Below are 20,647 nucleotides of genomic sequence, written 5' to 3'. Positions count from 1 at the left end.
TAAATGCCCTTAACAGGGCATTTAATTTGATCCAAGCAGTAAATTAATTACTGCAACTTAAACGCGCCTGTTTTAATCGGTTAATTGATGCGATAACTTGCGCAATCGTACCATGATTGATCTCGATAACTTGCGACTCACTTAACGCATCTTTATTTTGCAGAGCATCAACAATTGCCAAATAGCTTGCTTGCCACTCATTAACCGCTAAAAATACCTGCGGATTATTAGTAAGTACTTGCTGCCACATTACTAGCTGACTTTGCAATGCGGTAAGTTTTTGGCGATCACATTGTTGTTGGTAATCATCCACCGCATAATCAAATTGTTTTAAGGTTAAACTCTCTACCGGTAAAACATCCACTAATTTATCCAGTGGCGCTAACTGATGGTAATCATCGCTTAGAAACGCTAAATGATGCAACGTGTAATAGTGTGCGGGCTCTATCAGCTGACTAAAAGTAAGTAACGCGTTAAGCGCACTGCTTGAAACCTCTGGTAGCTGCTCTAAACGTTGAATAAACTGCTGTTGATGTAGTAAGCCTAACTGTTCATCGGCGTATTGGTCCATTAGCGCAAGCCGAGTGTACATGCTGCGCTCATCCGTTAAGCTAGTAGGTGACCAAAAACGTTCTCCTATTGCATAGAGTCTTGGCCAAATACGCGTATCTAAATTATCAGAGGTGATAAGCTCAGCCCAAATAGTTGCTTCACCACCCAATACATTACCTAGCTTGGCTCGTTGCTGCTGATGTTTTAGTTGTTGGTTCAACTGCACCAGAGGTATCTCACCACCGACATTTGCCCTAAACACATAAGGAGTATTACCCACGAATGCGGGATCTTTGCTAGCCTGCGTTAAACTAAATGTCAGCTGAGTTGGCCCAAGCCAAGTATCAATAAGCACCTGATAGTTATTCGCTATTTTAGTCACTTTATCAGTGATGAATGCCCCTTTACCCGCGATGTTGACAATTGCTTGCATACGAGACTGATCACTTGCAAAGACAGTAATATCGCCAGTCACCGCGCTGCCTTTTATGCGTGTGAGGGTAAAATCAACATGTCCGATTACTGTCTTCGCCGTTACTGCGGGTTTCGCCGGCGGCAGCGGATGATTACGATAGTGATAGCTCGTCCACTGCGGCTGATCAATATAAAACCCGCTTGATAACAAACCATCAAAACCGGCCTCAGTGATCGCCGCCAATGAATGATGACCACGCCATGATTGCACTAAGGTGTTGTTAGGCAAATTAGGATGTAATACCTCATCCCAACCAATCATTTTCTTATTGTATTTTGCTAATATTTTAGCAACCCGTTGATTGAAGTAGGCGTGTAATGCATGGCTATCAGCCAGTTTTTGCTTATGCATATAAGCTTGAATATGACTATTGGCTTGCCAATCAGTATCATCAATTTCATCGCCACCAATATGCAAATACGGATCAGGAAACAAACCCGCAAGCTCGGCGACTACTGCATCAACAAATTTATAAACCTCAGGGTTGCTTGGATCCAGTAACGGTTTAAATACGCCCCAACGTCGCTCCATCTGAGTTAATTGAGTTCCGCTACCAAGTTCAGGATACGCAAGTATAATCGCGCTGGCATGACCCGGAACGTCAAACTCTGGCACCATCCGAATACCTAACTTTGCCGCATAGCTAACCACCTCTTTAATTTGTGCTTGAGTATAATAAAGACCATCGGATGCCTGCTGGTGTAGTTTAGGGTAACTATTTAGCTCAATTCGCCAGCCCTGATCATCGGTTAAGTGCCAGTGAAACACATTAAACTTGGCTGAAGCCAAGCCACGTAATGTCCGTTTTACATCTGCAATTGGCAAAAAGTGACGCACGCCATCAAATAATAAACCACGCCACGGATAAGTTGGTTCATCCGTAATAATTAGATTATTAACTTGTAGCGGCTGCTTAGCACTAAATAATAGCTGCGATAAAGTCGCCAATCCTCTAAGCATGCCGTATTGATTAGCACTCGTTAGGTCAATTTTATTATCTGCAATAGTTAGCGTGTAACTTTCATCCATATTTAAATAAGGTAACTCGCTCACTGTTTGCGTGATATTAATGTGTAATTGCGCAGCCACTCTTGGCGTAACTTGTAGATGCTGAAATTGGGTAGCAAACAACGAACTATTTAATAAAGGCAGGACGATAGCGTGCTGCGTTTTAGGTATAAATACCTTAAGAGTTGCTTCAAAGGTAGTACTCCCAGCCAATGCTTGCACCTCTTTAGGCATTGGCATCAGCGCTTCGGTGGCGGGCGCAGAAAAAGCATAACAAGAGCTGCTCAGTAGCATTGCCCCCATCATAAAATGAATAATTTTATGCATTGTTTAATTCCTGTTGTTTGCTTGCTTTGAGAGTCACTGTTGTAGCGACAATTGCCCCTGCGGCGGTGATCACTTGAGCCGCAAGTTGCTGGGCAGTCTGCACTGCAATTGCACAAGGACTCGCTAATATTTGTTCAGCTAAAAAACCCGCTGCAAACGCATCTCCAGCCGCGGTAGTATCAATTACCTTCGCGACTGCGGTTACTGGATAGTAATTAATTGTTTGTTGCTGTAACACAATGGTGTCATCCAGTCCTTGCTTAATCACTCGCAACGCTTGTGGGTATGCCCGATAAAAGTCGACCAACTGCTGTTGTTCACAATCACCAAACACACCAAAGTGATCGTCGTTGGTAACAAAAATGATATCTGCAACTAAAAAGGCTTGGCGAAACCAATAGTGTGCTTGCATATTACTTTGCCAAAGCACTTGGCGATAATTACTATCAAAAATAACGATGCCACCAGCTTGCTTAAACTGTGCAATAGCAGTCATTAATAGCTGTTTAGTTGGGTCATCATAAATTGCTAAACTTATAGCTGAAAAATAAAGGTAATCAAACTGTTGCTGCTGCAATGCAGCTAAGAATTGATGTTGAGTATCAAGCTTAAAATACTCTCTGGCAGCGCTATTTTTTCGATCATAATGAAAAACTCGCTCGCCATTAGCATCAAGCGTAATACCATAAGCGCCTAAAGTATGATTTGTTGCATATTGTAAAAAATCGAGTTTAAGCGCTTGCTGCTGCCACCTAGCCTTAGCTTGCTTACTTAGTTCGTCGCTACCAATGGCAGATATAAAATAAACATGCACCTGTTCTCCCATAAGACGTTTAAAGTAAACTGCCGTATTGTAGGTGTCCCCCCCAAAATTAAGCTCTTGATTTGTAGATAGTTCATGCATCGCTTCACCAAAAAATGCAATCTTAATCATGTTGCATTTCCTCGCGTTGAGCTTTTAAAATAGCTAATGCTTGTGCAGATGTGCACACTTGAACTGGGGTAAACAAAGTTACCATAGCAGCTAATAAAGCGGAGCCTAAAGTGGCCGGAATAATTGGGTTACTCCAATAAGCCAGCCAATTTGGCGTTAAAATAATCGCCAACGAAACCAACAGCGAAACCAATAAAGCAGTAATGGCCCCCTGCCAATTAAAGCGTGGCCAAAAATGACCAAATAACACGCATACACATAGACCCGACATTAAAGTGGCGATCATATTTGTAATGTAACCAATCACATCGTTAGTTAATAACGCCAATAATAACGCAATGCCTATCGTCATCACTAAGCCCATCCGCGAAAGTAATACAACATCTTTAGCGTGGGGCATTCGTTTGAATACTAAACTATACAGATCACGTATTAATACACTCACAGCTGCAATCGCATCTGAGCTAGCACTGGAAATCGTGGCTGAAAGGCCAGCAATAATAACCAGCGCTGCCAAGCCAAAAGGTAATAATTCAAACGCCATAAAAGGGAAAGAAAATGCACTGTTCTCTAAAGCAGGATTCAGTGCATAAGCTGCCATACCGATGATGGCAGGTACTATGGCAAATACTAAATACAAGCCACCCGATAAATAAAACGATTGACGAATACTTTTAACATGCTTGCCAGAATAAATACGTTGGCGAAATGATGGCGCAACCAAGACGCCTATTAACACCGCGAAAAATAATGATAAGCCATGCACTGCACCTATTTTATCCAATGATAAAAAGCTTTGGTTAAGCGCAGGTTGCGCATTGGCCATATCAGCCAAGCCACCCACTTCATAAAGAGCGACCCCAGCCATCAAGAAAAAGCCAACAAATAACACCAATGCTTGAATAGAGTCGGTCCATACCACAGCAACATAACCGCCAATCACCACGTAAATACTAAAGCCCAGTGCAATAATAAGTTTTGCCGAAAATGGCGATAACCCAGTAAGCCATGCTAAATACATACCACCGCCCAGAATATGCGCTCCTAACCAACCAATACTGGCGACAAAAATAAATATTGCGATGGTATTCTTAACGAGTGGATGTGCTCCCACATAGTATGATACTTCTTCACTCATAGTCATGAATTGGTGTTCACGCACTGGCGCAAATAATTTTGCTAATAATAAAATTCCCGCAGCACCACCAAGGCCATAGATCATCCCAGCCCAGCCATTTAAATAAGCAAATCCCACAGCCCCCATTGATGATCCTGTTCCTACCATAGTGGCAACTGTAGTACCTAACGTAAGAAAAAACGGTAAATTACGTCCCCCCAGTAAAAAGTCATCGCCACCTTTAGAATTTCGGCTTACCCACCAACCAAACCAAATCATAAATCCTAAGTAGCCTAAAAAGGCCATTAATAATTGCCACTTCATAAGACACCCTGCTCCACCAATCCACGCTGCGCTTTGTAACAGCACTTCTAATTATTAATTACGTGGTTGATGTTAGTTATTATTCTGACCTAAGAGCGGTTATTATTTTGTGTGCTCTTAGGTGTAAATGTCAGCGCTGTCATTCAGCTACTGACAAAATCTTAAGGTGCCTTATAACAAGTAACATCCACCTCAACTTTACAATCGACGACTAAATCCGCGACCGCACAAATACGTGCCGGTGGATTAGCGCCAAAATACTCTTTAAACACTTTATTAAACGACTGAAAGTAACGAGAATCAGTTAAAATAACAGTAACATGCACCACATCTTTGAGCTCATAACCGGCCTCTTTCATAATCTCGAGGCAATTTTCAATCGCCAGTGTTGATTGCTCAATAATCCCCCCTTCAACCACTTCTCCATCTTTCATTGGGGTTTGTCCAGATACCATCAGCCAACCACCCGCTTCTACTGCGCGTGCAAACGGTAAGTGCTGACCACCGGTACCTTTACCGCCTTCAATACCAATTCGTCTAATCATCTTTACTTGCTCCTAGGGATGTTAAAAATTTACCTGAATATGCAGGTAGAATATGTTTATCTATAAGGGTTGCTTGGCCATTGGTCCAGACACGATGAATTCCTGAAGCCGCCAGCTCTGGATCAACAAATGTTGCGTTATCAATAATCTCATTGGCATCAAATAACACCAAATCGGCAAAGTTGCCTACTTTGATCACTCCACGATTTGCCAACCGATAGTTAGCCGCGCTTAAGCCTGTCATTTTATGAATCGCAGTTGCTAATGAAAAAATTCCTTGTTCACGGCTGTAATGACCCAGCACTCGGGGAAATGAGCCCCATAACCGAGGGTGTGGGTGTGGATCGCACGGTAAACCATCTGAACCAATCATGGTTTTATCAAACGCTAAAATAGTGTTTACATCGTCTTCATTTAACCCATGGTACACAGCACCAGCTGGCTGCAGTTTTTCAGCAGCATCCAGCAAACTGACGTCCCATTGTTTAGCAATATCAGCAAGTAATTGCTCGGCCATTGCAGGGTGGGCATCAGACCAAGTGATAAAAATATCGAAGTCGTCAGTCACTTGGTTCAAATCTAAGGTACTGGAGCTGGCCGCATACGGGTATGCGTCGCAACTACATTTTGAGTGCTCGCCTTGTGCTGCAAATTTTGCTAACAGCTCTGGGGCGCGTCCCCAGTTATTTTTACCTGCACACTTCAAGTGGGAAATAATCACTTTAATGCCAAACTTTTGCTCCATAGCAAACGCTTCATCCATCGCCTCAAGCACGGCATCAAACTCGGTGCGTAAATGGGTGGTATATAAAGCATCATGCTTTTGTAAGATAGCGCCAAATGCCTGTACCTCTTGTTCAGGTGCACACTGTGCATTGCGATAGGCAAGCCCAGTGCTCAAACCGAGGGCACCTTGGGTTATGGCTTCATCCAATTGCAATTGCATCGCGGCAATTTCGTCAAGCGTCGCTGGACGTAATAAGTCATCCATAACGTTATTGCGCAATGTGGTATGCCCTACCAATGCGGCAACATTCACATTGGCTTTTTGTACATTAAATGCATCGATATAATCGCGCATCTGTGCAAAAGTAAACTCTGCTTTTTCACCCAGCAGATTCATTGGATCCGGCGCATCTGCAGTTAGTTTTGCCGGCGCCGCGCTGATCCCACAATTACCGGTGATCACCGTTGTCACCCCTTGACTTATTTTCGCTGCCATCGCTGGGTTTCTTAACAACTCAAGATCATCATGGGTGTGTACATCGATAAACCCCGGGGCTAGGCATAATCCATTGGCCATTATTGTGTGTGTTGCCTGCCACTGTGATAACTCGCCGAGTGCGACAATATGTTCACCTTTAATTGCGACATCCATGTACTGAGGCGCATTGCCTAAACCATCAAATACTTTTGCTTGATAAATGATTGTGTCTGCTGATTGCGAGATATCGTGCCGCATCATTAATCTCCTAGTGGTGCTCTGTCTGGTCCTTGACGATACTCATCTAACTCATGTTTGATGCGACGAAGTTTTTCGCGAGATTTTTTCTGCGTTAAAATAGCCACTTCACTTGCCAATATGTCTACTGCAGCAAGCATCGCGTAACGGCCTGTACTGGGCGTAAAAATGTAATCTGATTCGTTAGTTTTAATTGGTAAGTGAATCGTTGCGATATCAGCAAGCGCACTCTCTGGGCAAACCGCAATCACTTTAGCGCCATAATCTTTGGCAATATTTGCCGCATCAATTAAGTCATTTGCTAAGCCTGTAAGCGATAACACCACCACCACATCACTGATATCAACACTGGCGGCAGTCATTCTCATCATCACCGGATCACTGTAAGCGTTACTGAGTACATCCAGTCGAAACAAGCGGTTATGGCATTCTTGTGCAACTACAGAGCTACCCCCACCAACGCCAAAAATTAACGTATGACGGCTTTCAGCAATACAGCGAGCTGCTTCTTCAATCTGCGACTGTTCAATTAATCCGGCATTAATATCGAGAATATCGTGTATTGCTTTGTATATAGCTGGAATATCTTCACGTACAGAGGCATTTTCACTAATAAAGCGCTCTCCTACTGCAAGTGATTGTGCAAGCTGTAGTTTCATATCACGCACATTATCGCAGCCCAGCGCTTTTGCTAGCCGAGTGATAGATGCGTGACTGACTTTTGCGCGCTGTGCTAAATCACTTATACTTGCCGATGCTGCATATTGCAGATCGGCTAAAATTAATTGTGCAACGAGTTGCTCTGATTGCCGTAAATGGCCTAAACGCTCTTTAATTCGTGAAACAATATCCAATTAACTACTCTCCTAAAAATACGTATCAAAGATACCAACAACGTTATAATTATCATCGATAACATTAATATAACGCCATTTATCAAATGTCAGGCAAGGATGTGAAGTCCCAAAGGCAATAATATCACCGACTTTTAAGTGGCTATTTTGATCAACACGCAGCATGGCATGCTGATCCATTATTTTTTCAACTTGCCAATCAGCACCTGCTTTAGTAACAACACCGTGTTGGTCAATATGTAAATTCGCAATAGGTAGCCCGGCATCAAATGCCACATCGCGCTTACCCATACCAATAATTGCTCGTCCCGGTTCTGGCAATGACTGTACATATGCCCAAACCTCTAAACATGATTGTAAATCGCTACCAATATTACACGCCAACGGATTACGCGCTAGAATCTGTTGCTGCGCATGGCCATAAATCCCTTGATCATGAGCGACATAACAGCCAGGGCGGATCACAGGCACCATGTTATCGAGCATGTTACTAGGTGCAAAAGCATCGCAGACTAAGTCGTACCACGCTGAGCCACCTGCGGTAATAATTACTTGTTCTGTGGCAAAAGCCTGCTGCTCAATCAACTCTTTACATGTTGTTACCGCATCCGTTAAAAATGCAGTCACTTCACTTTGTGTACTCAACACTCCTTCATACACTTCAATGCCCGCAAGCTGTAATGAAGAAAACTGCTTAATATGCGCAACCAATTGTTGGAGCTTTTTTTCATCAACTACACCACAACGTCCACCTGGCACACCTAACTCAATAAATAATTTAACTTGTATGCCTTGCTTACTAAAGAACTCACCAAGGCTTGTTACATTGCTAACATCATCCACTAAACAATAAAAATCAACCTGATACTGTTTTAATAAATAGCTAAGCTGCTGCATGTTGGCTTTACCAACTAATTGGTTCGCCATGATAATGCGCTTAGCGCCAGCTTGTGCTGCTACCACTGCTTGTTGCACAGTTGCAATGGTGATCGCGTAAGCACCTGCATTTAATTGCTTTTTAAAAATATCCGGTGCCATGGTGGTTTTACCATGCGGTGAAAACTCCACCTGACTTTGTTTGGCGAACTCAGCCATCCATGCAATGTTATTATCTAAACGCGTTTGATAAATACACGCACAAGGAAGACTCACCTGCTGCTTAGCAACATTGCAATCACCTTGTATGATCGTTTCGCTGTTGCCTAAGCCTTTATTCATAGTATAAATTTTTGCGGCGCGTTTCATGGCTAACTTTTCCATAAATAAAACTCTTATTTTAAATCATTACCTTAGATAGCAACGTTGGATTAAAAATCAAAAAATTATCAAATGTTAATGTAATTGTTATTGCATTTTGTTTGAAAGTGATGTTAATTAATAACAGGCAAGTAGTCAATACCTGTTACAAATTAACAGGAAATAATAATTAACTTTTAAATCTACAGGATGAGGTATATCAGCATGAGCATTAAAAACCGTCACCAACCCACTTTAAATAGGAGCCTAATAGCAAAAACCGTCGCCGCTATTGTATGTGGCTATACCAGCTTTGGCGTTTTTGCCGCAGACCAAGCACAGACAGCAAATGACGACATAGAAACTATTGAAGTGCGCGGTATTGCCGCCAGTAACAAACAAGATATTAACAACAAACGCTTTAGTACTGGAGTAATGGATTCTATTACCGCGGAAGATATTGGTAAATTGCCTGATGTAACCATTGCCGATACGCTGCAACGTATCCCAGGCATACAAATTCGCCGCTCTGCGGGTGAGGGCTCAACCATTAACGTTCGCGGTATGCCGCAAGTAACCACTTTGCTCAATGGCGAACAATTCTTAAGTGCAGGTTCAATTACAACATTACAACCAGACTTCACTGATGTCCCAGCGGCGCTGCTATCAGGGATTGATGTGCTTAAATCACCTCAAGCCGACACCTTGGCCGGTGGCATTTCAGGTACTTTAGATTTAAAAACACGTAGACCATTTGATCTTGACCAAGGCACAACCTTCTCACTCACAGGAGAAGCAACCCGTGGTAGTTTATCAGAGCAAACCGACCCTAAACTGGTAGCCTTTGCCGGATATAACAATGACAAATTTGGCATTATTGTTACTGCCGCTTATGACGAAAGCACCTTAGCGAATTACCGTAATGGCACAATTTTAACCTCTTCAGAAGTGCAAAATGAAACCGACCGCGATTTTAACGGTGATGGCGATTTTAACGACAGCTTTTACAGCCAACGTTTTTATGGCGTGATGGACCGAGAAACAGAGCGTGATCGCCTTGGCCTAAACACTACCATTCAATATCAAATTGCCGACACACTAACTTTTACTGGTGACTTGTTTTATACAAAAATGGATGACGCCGATCGTAAGCAAGGGGTGATGGTTGATAATGCCCGTGGTTCTATTTGGGCGTATTCTGATAACTTTATTCCTCGCTTAGATAATGATCGGGGCGGACAAATATACACAGTCAACGATGCTAACTTAAAAGTTCGTCGGGTAAGCGCCTACTCTGAAAGTTTAACTAACGACCGTGAATCAACCAATGCTAGCTTTTTATTCGAATACCAAGGTGATGGCCCACTCTCTGGTGAATTTAGGTATATTCATGGCTCTGCAGAGCGAAGCCATACTGAAAATGTGGCCCACGGCTTTTTAACCTCAGGCGCACAACATGGTTTATTAAAAAATCATGGTGATGGTATTACGCCAGTTAACCCCAATGGCTATGGCCCAGAAGAAGTTGATGTGAGCTTTTCTCGCAGCGGCGAATATTTAACCCTTGGTTTTGCAGAAGGCTTTGGTAATGATATAAGCCAATATAATCTCGTTTCAACCTACTCTGAAAATAACTTTGAAGAACAAGCCACACTTGATGTTGCCCGTATTGATGGCCATTATGCCTTTGAGACAGATCACCTACAGAATCTTGATTTTGGTCTGCGGGCATCAAAACGAGACGTAGAGCGCGAAACCTATATTCTCGTTGCACCATTTACCACCGGCAATATTAGTGCCGATGTGATGTGGAAAGATTCCGGCGCATCATTAGGTGATACCAATGGCGACGGTGAAAATAGCGTAGCAGGTGGTGATTTAACCATAGGGAAAACTAACTTCTTTAGTGATATGCCCGATGGTTGGGTCAACCAAGTCAATGGTTTAGGGCCAGGTGGCACTGGGCATAGTTTTTACTTAATCGATCCTAAAGTAATGGACGATCCAATGGCATTTCAAAATGCAATTTACCCGGGTAACAAACGATTAGCTAATCCGTCACGTACTTACCAAGTAAAAGAACAAACTCAAACAGCTTACTTTAAAGCAAACTTTGCTGGTGAATTGGGTGATTTGAGCTATACCGCAAATATCGGCGCACAATATATTAAAACCGAACTCGACATGCTGCAAAATCAACTAGGCTCTGCGCGTCCTTGTTCGTTGTGTACTGCCAGTGAGAAAACCGGTGAAAAATGGCTAAACAGAGATTACTCAGATTTTTTACCATCAATGAACTTTAATTTAAACCTAACCGAAGATGTGATCCTACGTGCAGGTTACGGTAAAACAATGACCACGCTCGATATTGGAAAGCTTGCTGGTGGTATAAGTGTTGGTCGTACCCGAGCCGGAGATGTACTTGCCGCTGAGCTTGGAGTAAGCCCTGACTTATTAGTGGCAGTACAAGGTCGCCAAAATGGTAATCCTGATCTAGAACCATGGCGCGCAACTAACTATAACCTATCTGCTGAGTGGTATTTTAATGACAGCGGTTTATTAAGTATTTCAGCCTTTTTAATGGACATAGAGTCATTTGTTGAAAACGGTATTGTCATGCAAGGCTTGCCTGATATTGATGGCATTATTCGCCGTGAAGTACCTGTAACCACTGAAATAAATGGCCAAGGTGGTGACATAAAAGGTTTTGAAGTTGTTTATCAGCAAGCATTTGACTTTTTACCAGCGCCATTTGATGGCTTAGGCTCATCACTAAACTTTACTTATGCGCCAAGTGACAGCGCTAACGTTGATGTTTATGGCAAAAGTTTACCAATTCAAGATAACTCAGAAAAATCAGCCAATGCTGTACTTTGGTACGAAAAAGGCCCATTACAACTACGTCTTGCAGCTAACTACCGTAGTGATCGCTTAGACAGCTTAAGCTCGCCAATGGGCGAAGGGGTAATGCCATTTTGGACCGATAGCACTTTGTACTTTGATATGTATGCCGGCTATGAATTTGCTGAAGATATGAGCATTTATACCTCAGTGAGCAATCTAACCGAAGAAAAAGAAGATATTTACGCACAGTGGTCTGATCATGTGATCACCCAAAATATCTTTGAGCGTCGTATTACGTTTGGTATTCGTACCCGTTTTTAACGCTTAACAACACATTTGGCACACTTCTGCCCAGGAGATAAAAAGACTTAGCATTATTTAAATAAGCTTTTTTGCCAAATAGCAAACCAGTACAGCTAATTAAGCTGTACTGGTTTTTATACCTAAGTGGATTCATCTAGGCTGATTGCCGATAGTGATCAACAGCAAAACTAAATAAAACTTTGATCATAAAAAATAGACTCACCATCAAAAACCACGTTGGCAGCGATAAGTAAATCAACAAAAAGATGCCATAACACATTAAGTTTGCAGCAATAAAACCCTGGATTGATTTACCATGTAACGCATTAACAACAGATGCTGCCACTATTGTATATGCCCACATAAGCAGTGCAGTATCTAGTGGCTGTGAAAGTAACCACGCAATCACTATTATATGAACGTGAATGGCAATAAAAATCAGCCTATTTTTAGGACGCTTTGTGTAAAACTCATTGGTACCAAGAGTGAAATTAGCAATACATCCTGCTAATACGTCAGCAATTAATATAAAAGCTAAGATTGCTCGCCAATTATCGAGTTTAATCTCCGCAACCGAATAAATAACCCAACTGCCGACTAAAGCAAACAAAATAGTACCGGTGATCTCTAAAATCGATTGTTTTTCGCCAAACACTTCATGCAAAAATTCAGGGGTTTTAAAATACTTCATTGTTAAACATTTCCTTATTTAAATTAAATTAAATTTTTGAACAACGACTTTCCATGTTTTTAACTATGCAAGTAGGCGACAAGATAAGCACCACTAGCAGCCAACGAAATAACATTATCTATATAGACACGGCATTAATTAAAAAAACACCGTAAAGGTAGCAGGATATGCTCAGGGATCTGATCAGAAATCACATACTTTTTTGCATCAACTGTGACTTCAAATAAAAGATACTCTGAATTTCTGCCAATATAACGCTCACCTATATTTGGCGTTATCTTATATATATTTCCGGTAAGAGTAAGCTGACTAGAGGCTGATATCTTTTCAAACCCGCCGTAAGGGCTGAGATGACCCTCTACGTTGTGATCTTTTAAGTAGTCGTTTCGAGGATGGCCAAACCATATAGGTTCGACACGAATTTCACTACTTTGAAATAATTTATTTGCTTGATAATGAATGGGCTCAAAGCACTGCTTCTCTATTTTAATATCACTGCAACCACTGATAAATATCACGGCAAGTATTGTAGTATACTCAATGTATTGCATATCAACGTATTCCTTTACATACACTTGGAGTTAGCTATTGGCAGCACTGCAATACCAGCATTCTTTATAACTCACATTTGCGCTGACGCTGGAGCAAACATATATCAAGGATATCGTAACTGCCTGCAACTTCCAGTGTAATTTGATGAATATTGACGCTTAAACATGACTTCATTAGCAAAGACAACAACTATGTCTTTTTAGTGTTCAGAATTACTTTTCTTAATTACGAGACTTAATAGCAGCCTAGATTACTATTAAGCCATTAATATCTAAGACATTATTTTAAATAGCAGCTCTCTTACTGTGGCAGGTTCAAATGGCTTGTCACATATGGCGTCTACACCAGCTTGAGCAATATTAGCTAAATGAGTGTCGTTTGCCTCAGAACTCACCATCAAAATAGGAATATGCGAGTAAGCATTCGAGCTTCTTACGGTCTCCGTTAGCTCTTTGCCATCCATTTCTGGCATATTGTAATCAGTAACAATTAAATCAAATGATTGACTATTAAGGTGGTCAATCGCTTGTTTGCCATTTTCGGCTTCTACAGGCGCCGGTATTCCCATTCCAGCCAAGACCCTAATAATATGCTTGCGTGCAAAACGACTGTCATCAACCACAAGGACACGCAATAGCGTTACATCAAAATGTTCTAATTCAACTTCTTCTTCAGTAATAATATCTAATGTTGCCTTTAACGCTCGCGTAATTGCCTCAGCACTAAACGGCTTTGGTAAAATAGCTAATACCCCGGACTGCCTTAACTGTTCAAGATAGGTTTTATTGCGCTCTGTCGATACCAACATAAAAGCTTGATGCTCAATACCTGGGGTTACTCTGATTTTTTGCAATAAAGAATCAGCGCTACCGTCAGAAAAATACATGCTGCTAATGACCAAATCCGGCTGATAATTCTCCAGCATTGTTAACGTTTGCGCTTGAGAAGTAGCAGTTTCTATTTGTGTAACACCGCATTGAGTAAGTGACTTTATAATAAGCTTTTGCTGAACATCTGATGGCTCTACTAATAATATTGATAAATTGGCTATTGCTGTTAAGTCTTTCATTTACATCTCTTCAGTATTGCTATGTTTAATTAGTAACGGTTATTTTTGTAAAAATCAAAAATACAGTCATCGTGATTATGCTTTTTATGATCTTTTTTGCTAAATAAAGCGCGTATCAAGCTCGCGTTTAGTTACGTTGAATATAGTCTAATGCCGTCATTTTATGATAATTAACATTACGATGCATAACATGCGCAGGTTCTGGATCAACAATTTCGATTGGGATATCGTAACTGCGTGCCACTTCTAGCGCCATTTGAGTAATATTAACGCTAAACGAAGTGCCAATAAAAACGATTTTATCGGCATCAAGCATCCGCTGTTGTGCTTCGCTAATACGATAAAGCTCAGTGTAATATTCATCAAATAACAACACAAAAGGCTTTAAAGATTGATCCAGCACAGGCTGCTGGTTTTCGATGTTAAACAGCTCAAGCAGTGACTCATGTAAGCGGCTTTCGTCTACATTATCCCACGGTGTCGCATGCGCTTTCACATCATCACCTTGCTCATGAAACAAAGTCATTTTATCAAGCCGACCATGAATGGCGATATAGTTTTTATTGCCTGCTTTGCCATCTAGCCCGTCAATATTTTGTGTGATCAGGTTTTTATCGCTCAACCATTGATGAACTTCGTTAGGACCATGGTTACGGTAGGTGGCAAAGCGATGATAATACCAAGCTAAAAACTCACGCGGGTTGTTTACATACATAGCACGTGTAGCCATTTCCATTGGCGTATAGTTTTTACTACCAATAGTCCAAAACCCATCTTCACCTCGAAAGGTAGGAATACCGCTGGCGGCACTCACACCGGCTCCTGTTATATATAATGTATTCATAGCGTTCCCAATAAGCGCTAAACACACGTTTTATTTTTGCCTTGCTCCTTTGCTTGATAAAGCAATTCATCAGCTTTGTGCATCGCTTTATCAATAGACACATCCGCGGTTAATTTACTGATCCCCATACTCACTGTAACAGCCAGCTGGTTTACACCAATATCTAAACGATTTTGTGATAAAGCATGATGAATATCGTTGGCAAATTGTGTCGCTTGTTGTTTATTTTTATGACGTAGAAAAAATAAAAACTCTTCACCGCCCCAGCGCGCCACCATATCATTTTCACTTAACTGAGCAACAAATAATTCAGCAAGGTGTTTTAGCACTTCATCGCCAACTGAGTGACCATATTGATCATTAATATCCTTAAAATTATCTACATCCGCAATAATGATACTCGCCGTTTGCTGCTGTGCTTCAAATTGCTCGAGCTCTTCCATTGCATAACGTCGATTGGGTAGGTTTGTTAAAGGGTCACGAGTCGCTAAATATTCATTTTTTTGAACAAGTTCAATCAAACGATGGCTGTACATTTGCCGAAAATATTCATAAAAGCCACTCAACAGAGCAACAATAATAAAAGAAGCAATAATGCGAATTGGAAAATAAACCGAGTAGCCGCTGTAAAATTTAAAGTAGCTCGATAAATAAAAGGCGCCAGTTACGCAAATTACAAAAATAATTAAATCAATGATTCCCCGTTTAAAACCACGCACAAAAAAAGTAACCGGAGATACAATAAAAATCCAAATCGGCCCAGTGCCATGGCTCCCACCTGTAAGTACTAAATAAATCATTAAAGCATATAAAGTATACAGAACAATTAAAGAGGAAATCTCAACTCTATCGCCAAGAAAAAAAGAGGAGGCAAATAAAGCCGATGAGCCTAATAAAGGATAAGCCAAAATAGGTTGATTATTAAACAAAGCTATCATCGCCATACAAAGCGTTGTTACCGTACCTATTGCGGCGAATAACCTAATAATAAGTTTTCGCTCGGCCATATCGGAATAGCTAATCATCAATACAATGCATCACTTATCAATAGTAAAGGCAATCTTTGCATGCAAAAACTGATTGTAAGATTGCACTAAAATTAAAATAATTAATCAGTTACCAGTTCAAATATAGTCTAGACATAAGATCATTGTAAAAGTGAAAGTAGGAAATAATTACTAAAAGTCAACTTATACACGGATAACATCTTCGTATTACTAAGCTGAGCAAATAGGTTTTTGCACCTCATTGCATAAAAAATTCGCCTGCTCATTAACAATAATCTTCAGTCTTATCTAAGTTGCAACAGACTCGGTAAGACTGGAAATATTGCTAAAGCAGAGGATAAAAGCGGCCTCAAAAGTATCATTTAATAATTATATTTTGTTTTTTATAAGCCTAGCGAGAAAACATTAAAAACATATGGTCAGAGCATTTATTGATTTTTTACCGTAGCGATTGCAGCATGATATTACCGATCAGTTGATAAATTAAAGCTGTAGTATTCCCATACTACCCTTACTTACTGTGAGCATGTTTAACTGGACAAGCAGTAAATACATTAACAAATCGTAAGGAGCAGCAAATGGCTAAAGTACTAATGATCACTGGTGACTTTGTAGAAGACTATGAAAATATGGTGCCGTTTCAGGCATTAATGGCAATGGGCCACGATGTGGATGCAGTCTGCCCAGATAAAAAAGCAGGCGATATGATTGCCACCTCTATTCATGATTTTGAAGGGGATCAAACCTACAGCGAAAAGCGCGGTCATAACTTTGCGCTCAACGCGACATTTGCCAACATTAATGCCGCTGATTACGATGCGCTTTACTTACCAGGAGGACGTGCACCTGAATATCTACGTTTGAATGCTAAAGTAATTGAGATCATTAAGTATTTTGCAAATAACAATAAACCTATCGCTTCGGTGTGTCATGGCGCGCAATTACTCACCGCCGCAGGTGTTATTAAAGGTAAAAAAATCTCTGCTTACCCAGCTTGCCAACCAGAAGTGAAAATGGCCGGTGCCGAGTACCTTGAGTTACCAATGGATGGTGCAATTACCGATGGAAATTTAGTTTCAGCACCAGCTTGGCCTGCGCATCCGGCTATGTTAAAACAGTTTGTCGCTTTGTTTTAACTAAAATTACAGGGAAAGGTCATGTGCCAATTATTTATAAATGCTCACAGTGAATTATGGAGTAATAAAACGAAGTCTTTACGTATTGATGGTGTTGTCACTTCAATTCGGTTAGAGCAGTTTTTTTGGCACACTTTAGAAGAAATTGCCGCACGCGATAACATGAGTATTAATCAGATGATTTGTAAACTGTATCGCGAATCCCTGCAAGCAAAACATGACGTGAGCAATTTCACCTCTTTTTTAAGAGTTTGTTGCTCACGTTATCTCGCGCTGATCGCCAATGGCGAGATCTGTCGTGATCTTAGCCAACCATTGGCGAGTGTTGATGTACAGCAAGTGCTCAACCGTGAGCAAAGCCGGTACTTTTCAAATTAAAAGCTGTAATTAATCCCAGCATAATAACGGCGGCCTGAATAACTAGTATTAAGTAGCCTCGCATCGGTATCTTTACCCAAACGTGTTACCGACTCAGATTGCGTTAAGTTAATTACCGCTGCGGTAAAGCTTAAGTTATCGGTAACGTTATATGCTGCGTTTACATCTACTTGCTGGTATGGGTCTTGGTAGACATTTAAACCACTGTTAATACCGAGCACCGTTTCACCTCGTTTATTGTACGAAGCGCGAATGTTAAAACTATCCCCTTCATAATAAACGGAGGTGTTATATTGATAGTCAGCACTGCCTATTAATGGCGACTCTGCTAACTTTTCACCTGCAACTGTTACATCGGCCTGATTGGTGTTGTTATACGTGTAGTTTGCGTAAATACCAAAGCCACTATCAAAGGCGTGTTGAATAAACACTTCCACCCCTTTTGATACCGCATCAGTACCATTACCTACGGTGCTATACGGTGAAATGCTAATAATACCAGCATCAACAAGACCTGTTTGCCCTGCAAATTCACGCTGTGAATCAATCACCAGTGGCACGATAAAGTTATCGACCTGTTTATGAAATAACGCTACACCTAATGCAGAGCCTGGCGCGTAGTAATACTCAAGAGATAAATCGGCTTGTACTGACTCAAACGCTTTTAAATTTTTATTACCACCACTGCCACTAAAACCGGGTTGTTCATTAAAAGCGGCGCGATCATCTGCCCATTCGTCCGACACATAAGTAATACGCTGTTGACTACCCAAATCGCCGTAATCGGGGCGCGACATCACTTTAGCAAGCGCACCACGGATCACCACATCATCGCTGGCATCCCACGCAATATTTAAACTCGGCAATACGTGAGTGTCTGTTGTTTGCTGCGTGATCAACTGGTATTGCTCAACTAAACGATCATCACCGGTGATTTGCTCACCCGTTTCGTCATCGGTTTCATCCAATAAAAAAGTATAGAGATCGGTTGAAGCACTGCGAGTCTTGGTTTGTACAACGCGCACACCAAAATTACCGCGTATATCACTGTATTCAAAATCACCTTGTAAATAAAACGCACTGATCTGCTCGGCAATATCATAGACAAAGTTATCTTCAATTCGAGTATATGGCACATAGTTGCTGTAAATATAATCGCGATATTTATCCCAATTAATAGTTGGCATTAAATTGATATTAAAGCCACCAGCAATATTGCTTTCACCTTCCACATTAAACACATCTTGTGCCTGTGGCATACCATTATTCCATTGATAGCTATCAAATTGCGTGATCCCCCCTGCGCTTGCCTCGCCTGCGGCAATATCAAAACTCGGATCAAGGAAAAAGTTGTTGCCCGTTTCGCGATGCAGTGATGCATCACGGTATTTTGCACCAGTGCGAATGGTGGTCAATATGCCCCAATCAACATAAAAATCAACGTCGCCTTGGTAGTACTTTTCTTCTAAGGTGCTACGTACAAAACTTGAGTTCGATGATCCTGCATCACGACCTCCGCCAACACCTGCGAGTAAGTTATTGAGTGTATTTGGGTCTATCAGCATCGAAATACGGTCATCACTGATTGACCAAGCGGCACTTTGCGAGGCGTTCTCAATATTACTTTGCCCCTCACCCGCGTTTGAGCTTTTATACGCTGCTTGCCAACTTTCTTTTGGCCCGCCTTTAGCTTTAGTTTTACCGACGACAAAGCGTGCTGTAAAGTTGTCGCCTTCGTAGCTTAAGTTAAAATCAAAAGTATCAGAGGTTGACTCTTCAACCACATAACTGCCGCGCAACCACGGCAATTGCATATCTTTTTCAACGCCACTGGCCATGGCACTATAGTCCATGCCATTGACAATTGTGCCACTTTCATCAAGTGTAATACCTGTTAAAAAGTCAGGATTTAACGCCCATTCCGGCATATCAACAACCGAGTCGCTGCGTTGTTGCTTTAAACTAAAGCCAAAGTAATTAAAACCTAGTTCAATGCGATTAGTTGGTCGCCACTGAGTCGAAAACTGCATGCCTTCACGTTCACGTTTTTCATTCACAACAGAGCTGCGCACCACCTGCGGAAACCATATATTCTCATAACGTTGCCCGTTGGCATCAGTCACTGCGCCCCAGTCATTACTGTTATCAACCTCGTTACCATTTATATCAACGGCTTGCTGACCTGTGTAACGCCAAACATTGGCATCTGTGCCACCAGATAGCGTACGGTTGGTGCGTTCTTGACGGGTATAGCCAAGTAAAAAACCAAAGCTATCGCTATCGTTTTTCCATGAATACAAACCAGTAAACTGAGGTTCATAATCTTCCGTTACATCTGCATAAGTACTTTCAACATTAAAAACGCCCGAATTAGCATCCATATCCAGTGGTTTGCGGCTACGCATTAACACTGTACCACCCACGCCACCTTCATCTAGTCGCGCTTCAGGTGATTTAAATACTTCAACGCTTGCGATCATCGCTGATGGGAGTAAAGCATAATCAAATGAACGAGATGGTTCTCCTGGTGACGAGGCAATAAAATTACCATTTAACTGCGTGTAAGTAAGATCAGACGATAAACCACGAATACTTACCGTTGATCCTTCACCGCCTTCACGTTCAATCACTACACCCGGCACACGGGCTAATGAATCAGCCACGTTTTTATCAGGGAATTTACCAATGTCTTCAGCGGTAATGGCATCAACCACAGAACTCGATAAACGCTTCACCGCTAAGTTTTCAGTCATGCTAGAGCGAATACCTCGCACTTCAATCACTTCCATATCTTTTTCTGTTTGAGTGCCTGTTAATTGCTCGGCAGCCGCCGCATTCATAGCACTAAAAACCGATAAACTAATAACTGAAAAACGCAGCGATGCTGCTAAAGGCGAGTAACACGTTGAGGTTGACATTGAATGTACGAGTCCATTACTGGTTAACAATTGTAAAGGCGGCAATTGTACACAGCCAGACTTAATGGATT

16 protein-coding genes are annotated in these 20,647 nt (G+C 41.5%); 3 read left to right on the top strand and 13 right to left on the bottom strand.

Going from position 1 to position 20,647, the window contains the following annotated elements:
* Nucleotides 1-43 precede the first annotated feature (43 nt).
* From H5182_RS16985 to H5182_RS16955, 7 genes are all read right to left on the bottom strand, one after another.
* A complete protein-coding gene (locus H5182_RS16985; RefSeq protein WP_182760368.1) occupies nt 44-2,362 on the bottom strand; it encodes a family 20 glycosylhydrolase in 2,319 nt (772 codons plus the stop codon).
* Entirely contained in the window at nt 2,355-3,296 is a 942-nt protein-coding gene (locus H5182_RS16980) for a PfkB family carbohydrate kinase (RefSeq protein ID WP_182760367.1), read from the bottom strand. Before H5182_RS16980 ends, H5182_RS16985 begins: the two co-directional genes overlap by 8 nt.
* The gene (locus H5182_RS16975; RefSeq protein WP_145242040.1) at nt 3,289-4,737 is read right to left on the bottom strand and encodes a sodium:solute symporter family protein; all 1,449 of its coding nucleotides are present in this window, start codon (nt 4,735-4,737) and stop codon (nt 3,289-3,291) included. The genes H5182_RS16980 and H5182_RS16975 overlap by 8 nt, the downstream gene beginning before the upstream one ends.
* Nucleotides 4,738-4,898: 161 nt before the next feature.
* The gene (locus tag H5182_RS16970; protein WP_145242042.1) at nt 4,899-5,282 is read right to left on the bottom strand and encodes a RidA family protein; all 384 of its coding nucleotides are present in this window, start codon (nt 5,280-5,282) and stop codon (nt 4,899-4,901) included.
* Nucleotides 5,275-6,747: an amidohydrolase family protein gene (locus H5182_RS16965; protein WP_257326829.1), complete on the bottom strand. Its 1,473-nt coding sequence runs from the start codon at nt 6,745-6,747 to the stop codon at nt 5,275-5,277. The genes H5182_RS16970 and H5182_RS16965 overlap by 8 nt, the downstream gene beginning before the upstream one ends.
* Nucleotides 6,747-7,598, bottom strand: a complete 852-nt coding sequence (locus tag H5182_RS16960; RefSeq protein WP_145242044.1) for a MurR/RpiR family transcriptional regulator — start codon at nt 7,596-7,598, stop codon at nt 6,747-6,749. Before H5182_RS16960 ends, H5182_RS16965 begins: the two co-directional genes overlap by 1 nt.
* Nucleotides 7,599-7,610: 12 nt before the next feature.
* Nucleotides 7,611-8,858 (bottom strand): amino acid deaminase, encoded by a 1,248-nt coding sequence (locus H5182_RS16955; RefSeq protein WP_182760366.1) that lies wholly within the window; start codon nt 8,856-8,858, stop codon nt 7,611-7,613.
* 201 nt (nt 8,859-9,059) lie between these two features.
* Here H5182_RS16955 and H5182_RS16950 point away from each other — a divergent pair, with 201 nt between their 5' ends.
* Nucleotides 9,060-11,999: a TonB-dependent receptor gene (locus H5182_RS16950; RefSeq protein ID WP_182732113.1), complete on the top strand. Its 2,940-nt coding sequence runs from the start codon at nt 9,060-9,062 to the stop codon at nt 11,997-11,999.
* Between the two features lie 136 nt (nt 12,000-12,135).
* Here the strand turns inward: H5182_RS16950 and H5182_RS16945 are convergent, their stop codons facing one another.
* The 5 genes from H5182_RS16945 to H5182_RS16925 form a co-directional block, all read right to left on the bottom strand.
* Complete coding sequence (locus H5182_RS16945; RefSeq protein ID WP_145242050.1) at nt 12,136-12,672, bottom strand: hypothetical protein; 537 nt, start codon at nt 12,670-12,672, stop codon at nt 12,136-12,138.
* Nucleotides 12,673-12,806: 134 nt separating this feature from the next.
* Nucleotides 12,807-13,223, bottom strand: a complete 417-nt coding sequence (locus H5182_RS16940; RefSeq protein WP_182732112.1) for a hypothetical protein — start codon at nt 13,221-13,223, stop codon at nt 12,807-12,809.
* A 272-nt stretch (nt 13,224-13,495) separates the two neighbouring features.
* Entirely contained in the window at nt 13,496-14,293 is a 798-nt protein-coding gene (locus H5182_RS16935; RefSeq protein WP_145242054.1) for a response regulator, read from the bottom strand.
* Between the two features lie 127 nt (nt 14,294-14,420).
* Entirely contained in the window at nt 14,421-15,137 is a 717-nt protein-coding gene (locus H5182_RS16930; RefSeq protein WP_182732111.1) for a Sir2 family NAD-dependent protein deacetylase, read from the bottom strand.
* A gap of 17 nt (nt 15,138-15,154) precedes the next feature.
* Entirely contained in the window at nt 15,155-16,144 is a 990-nt protein-coding gene (locus H5182_RS16925; RefSeq protein ID WP_259397344.1) for a GGDEF domain-containing protein, read from the bottom strand.
* A 578-nt stretch (nt 16,145-16,722) separates the two neighbouring features.
* Between H5182_RS16925 and H5182_RS16920 the strand changes: the two genes are divergently transcribed.
* Both H5182_RS16920 and H5182_RS16915 read left to right on the top strand, forming a co-directional pair.
* Nucleotides 16,723-17,280: a DJ-1/PfpI family protein gene (locus tag H5182_RS16920; RefSeq protein WP_182760365.1), complete on the top strand. Its 558-nt coding sequence runs from the start codon at nt 16,723-16,725 to the stop codon at nt 17,278-17,280.
* A 21-nt stretch (nt 17,281-17,301) separates the two neighbouring features.
* Nucleotides 17,302-17,658, top strand: a complete 357-nt coding sequence (locus H5182_RS16915) for a ribbon-helix-helix domain-containing protein (RefSeq protein WP_145242060.1) — start codon at nt 17,302-17,304, stop codon at nt 17,656-17,658.
* Here H5182_RS16915 and H5182_RS16910 read toward each other — a convergent pair.
* The gene (locus H5182_RS16910; RefSeq protein ID WP_182760364.1) at nt 17,655-20,576 is read right to left on the bottom strand and encodes a TonB-dependent receptor; all 2,922 of its coding nucleotides are present in this window, start codon (nt 20,574-20,576) and stop codon (nt 17,655-17,657) included. The two genes, H5182_RS16915 and H5182_RS16910, sit on opposite strands and share 4 nt — an antisense overlap.
* Nucleotides 20,577-20,647 lie beyond the last annotated feature (71 nt).

This window comes from Pseudoalteromonas sp. SG44-17, assembly GCF_014164235.1.
GTDB classification, from domain to species: domain Bacteria; phylum Pseudomonadota; class Gammaproteobacteria; order Enterobacterales; family Alteromonadaceae; genus Pseudoalteromonas; species Pseudoalteromonas rhizosphaerae.
This window is presented reverse-complemented; position numbering and strand designations above follow the sequence as displayed.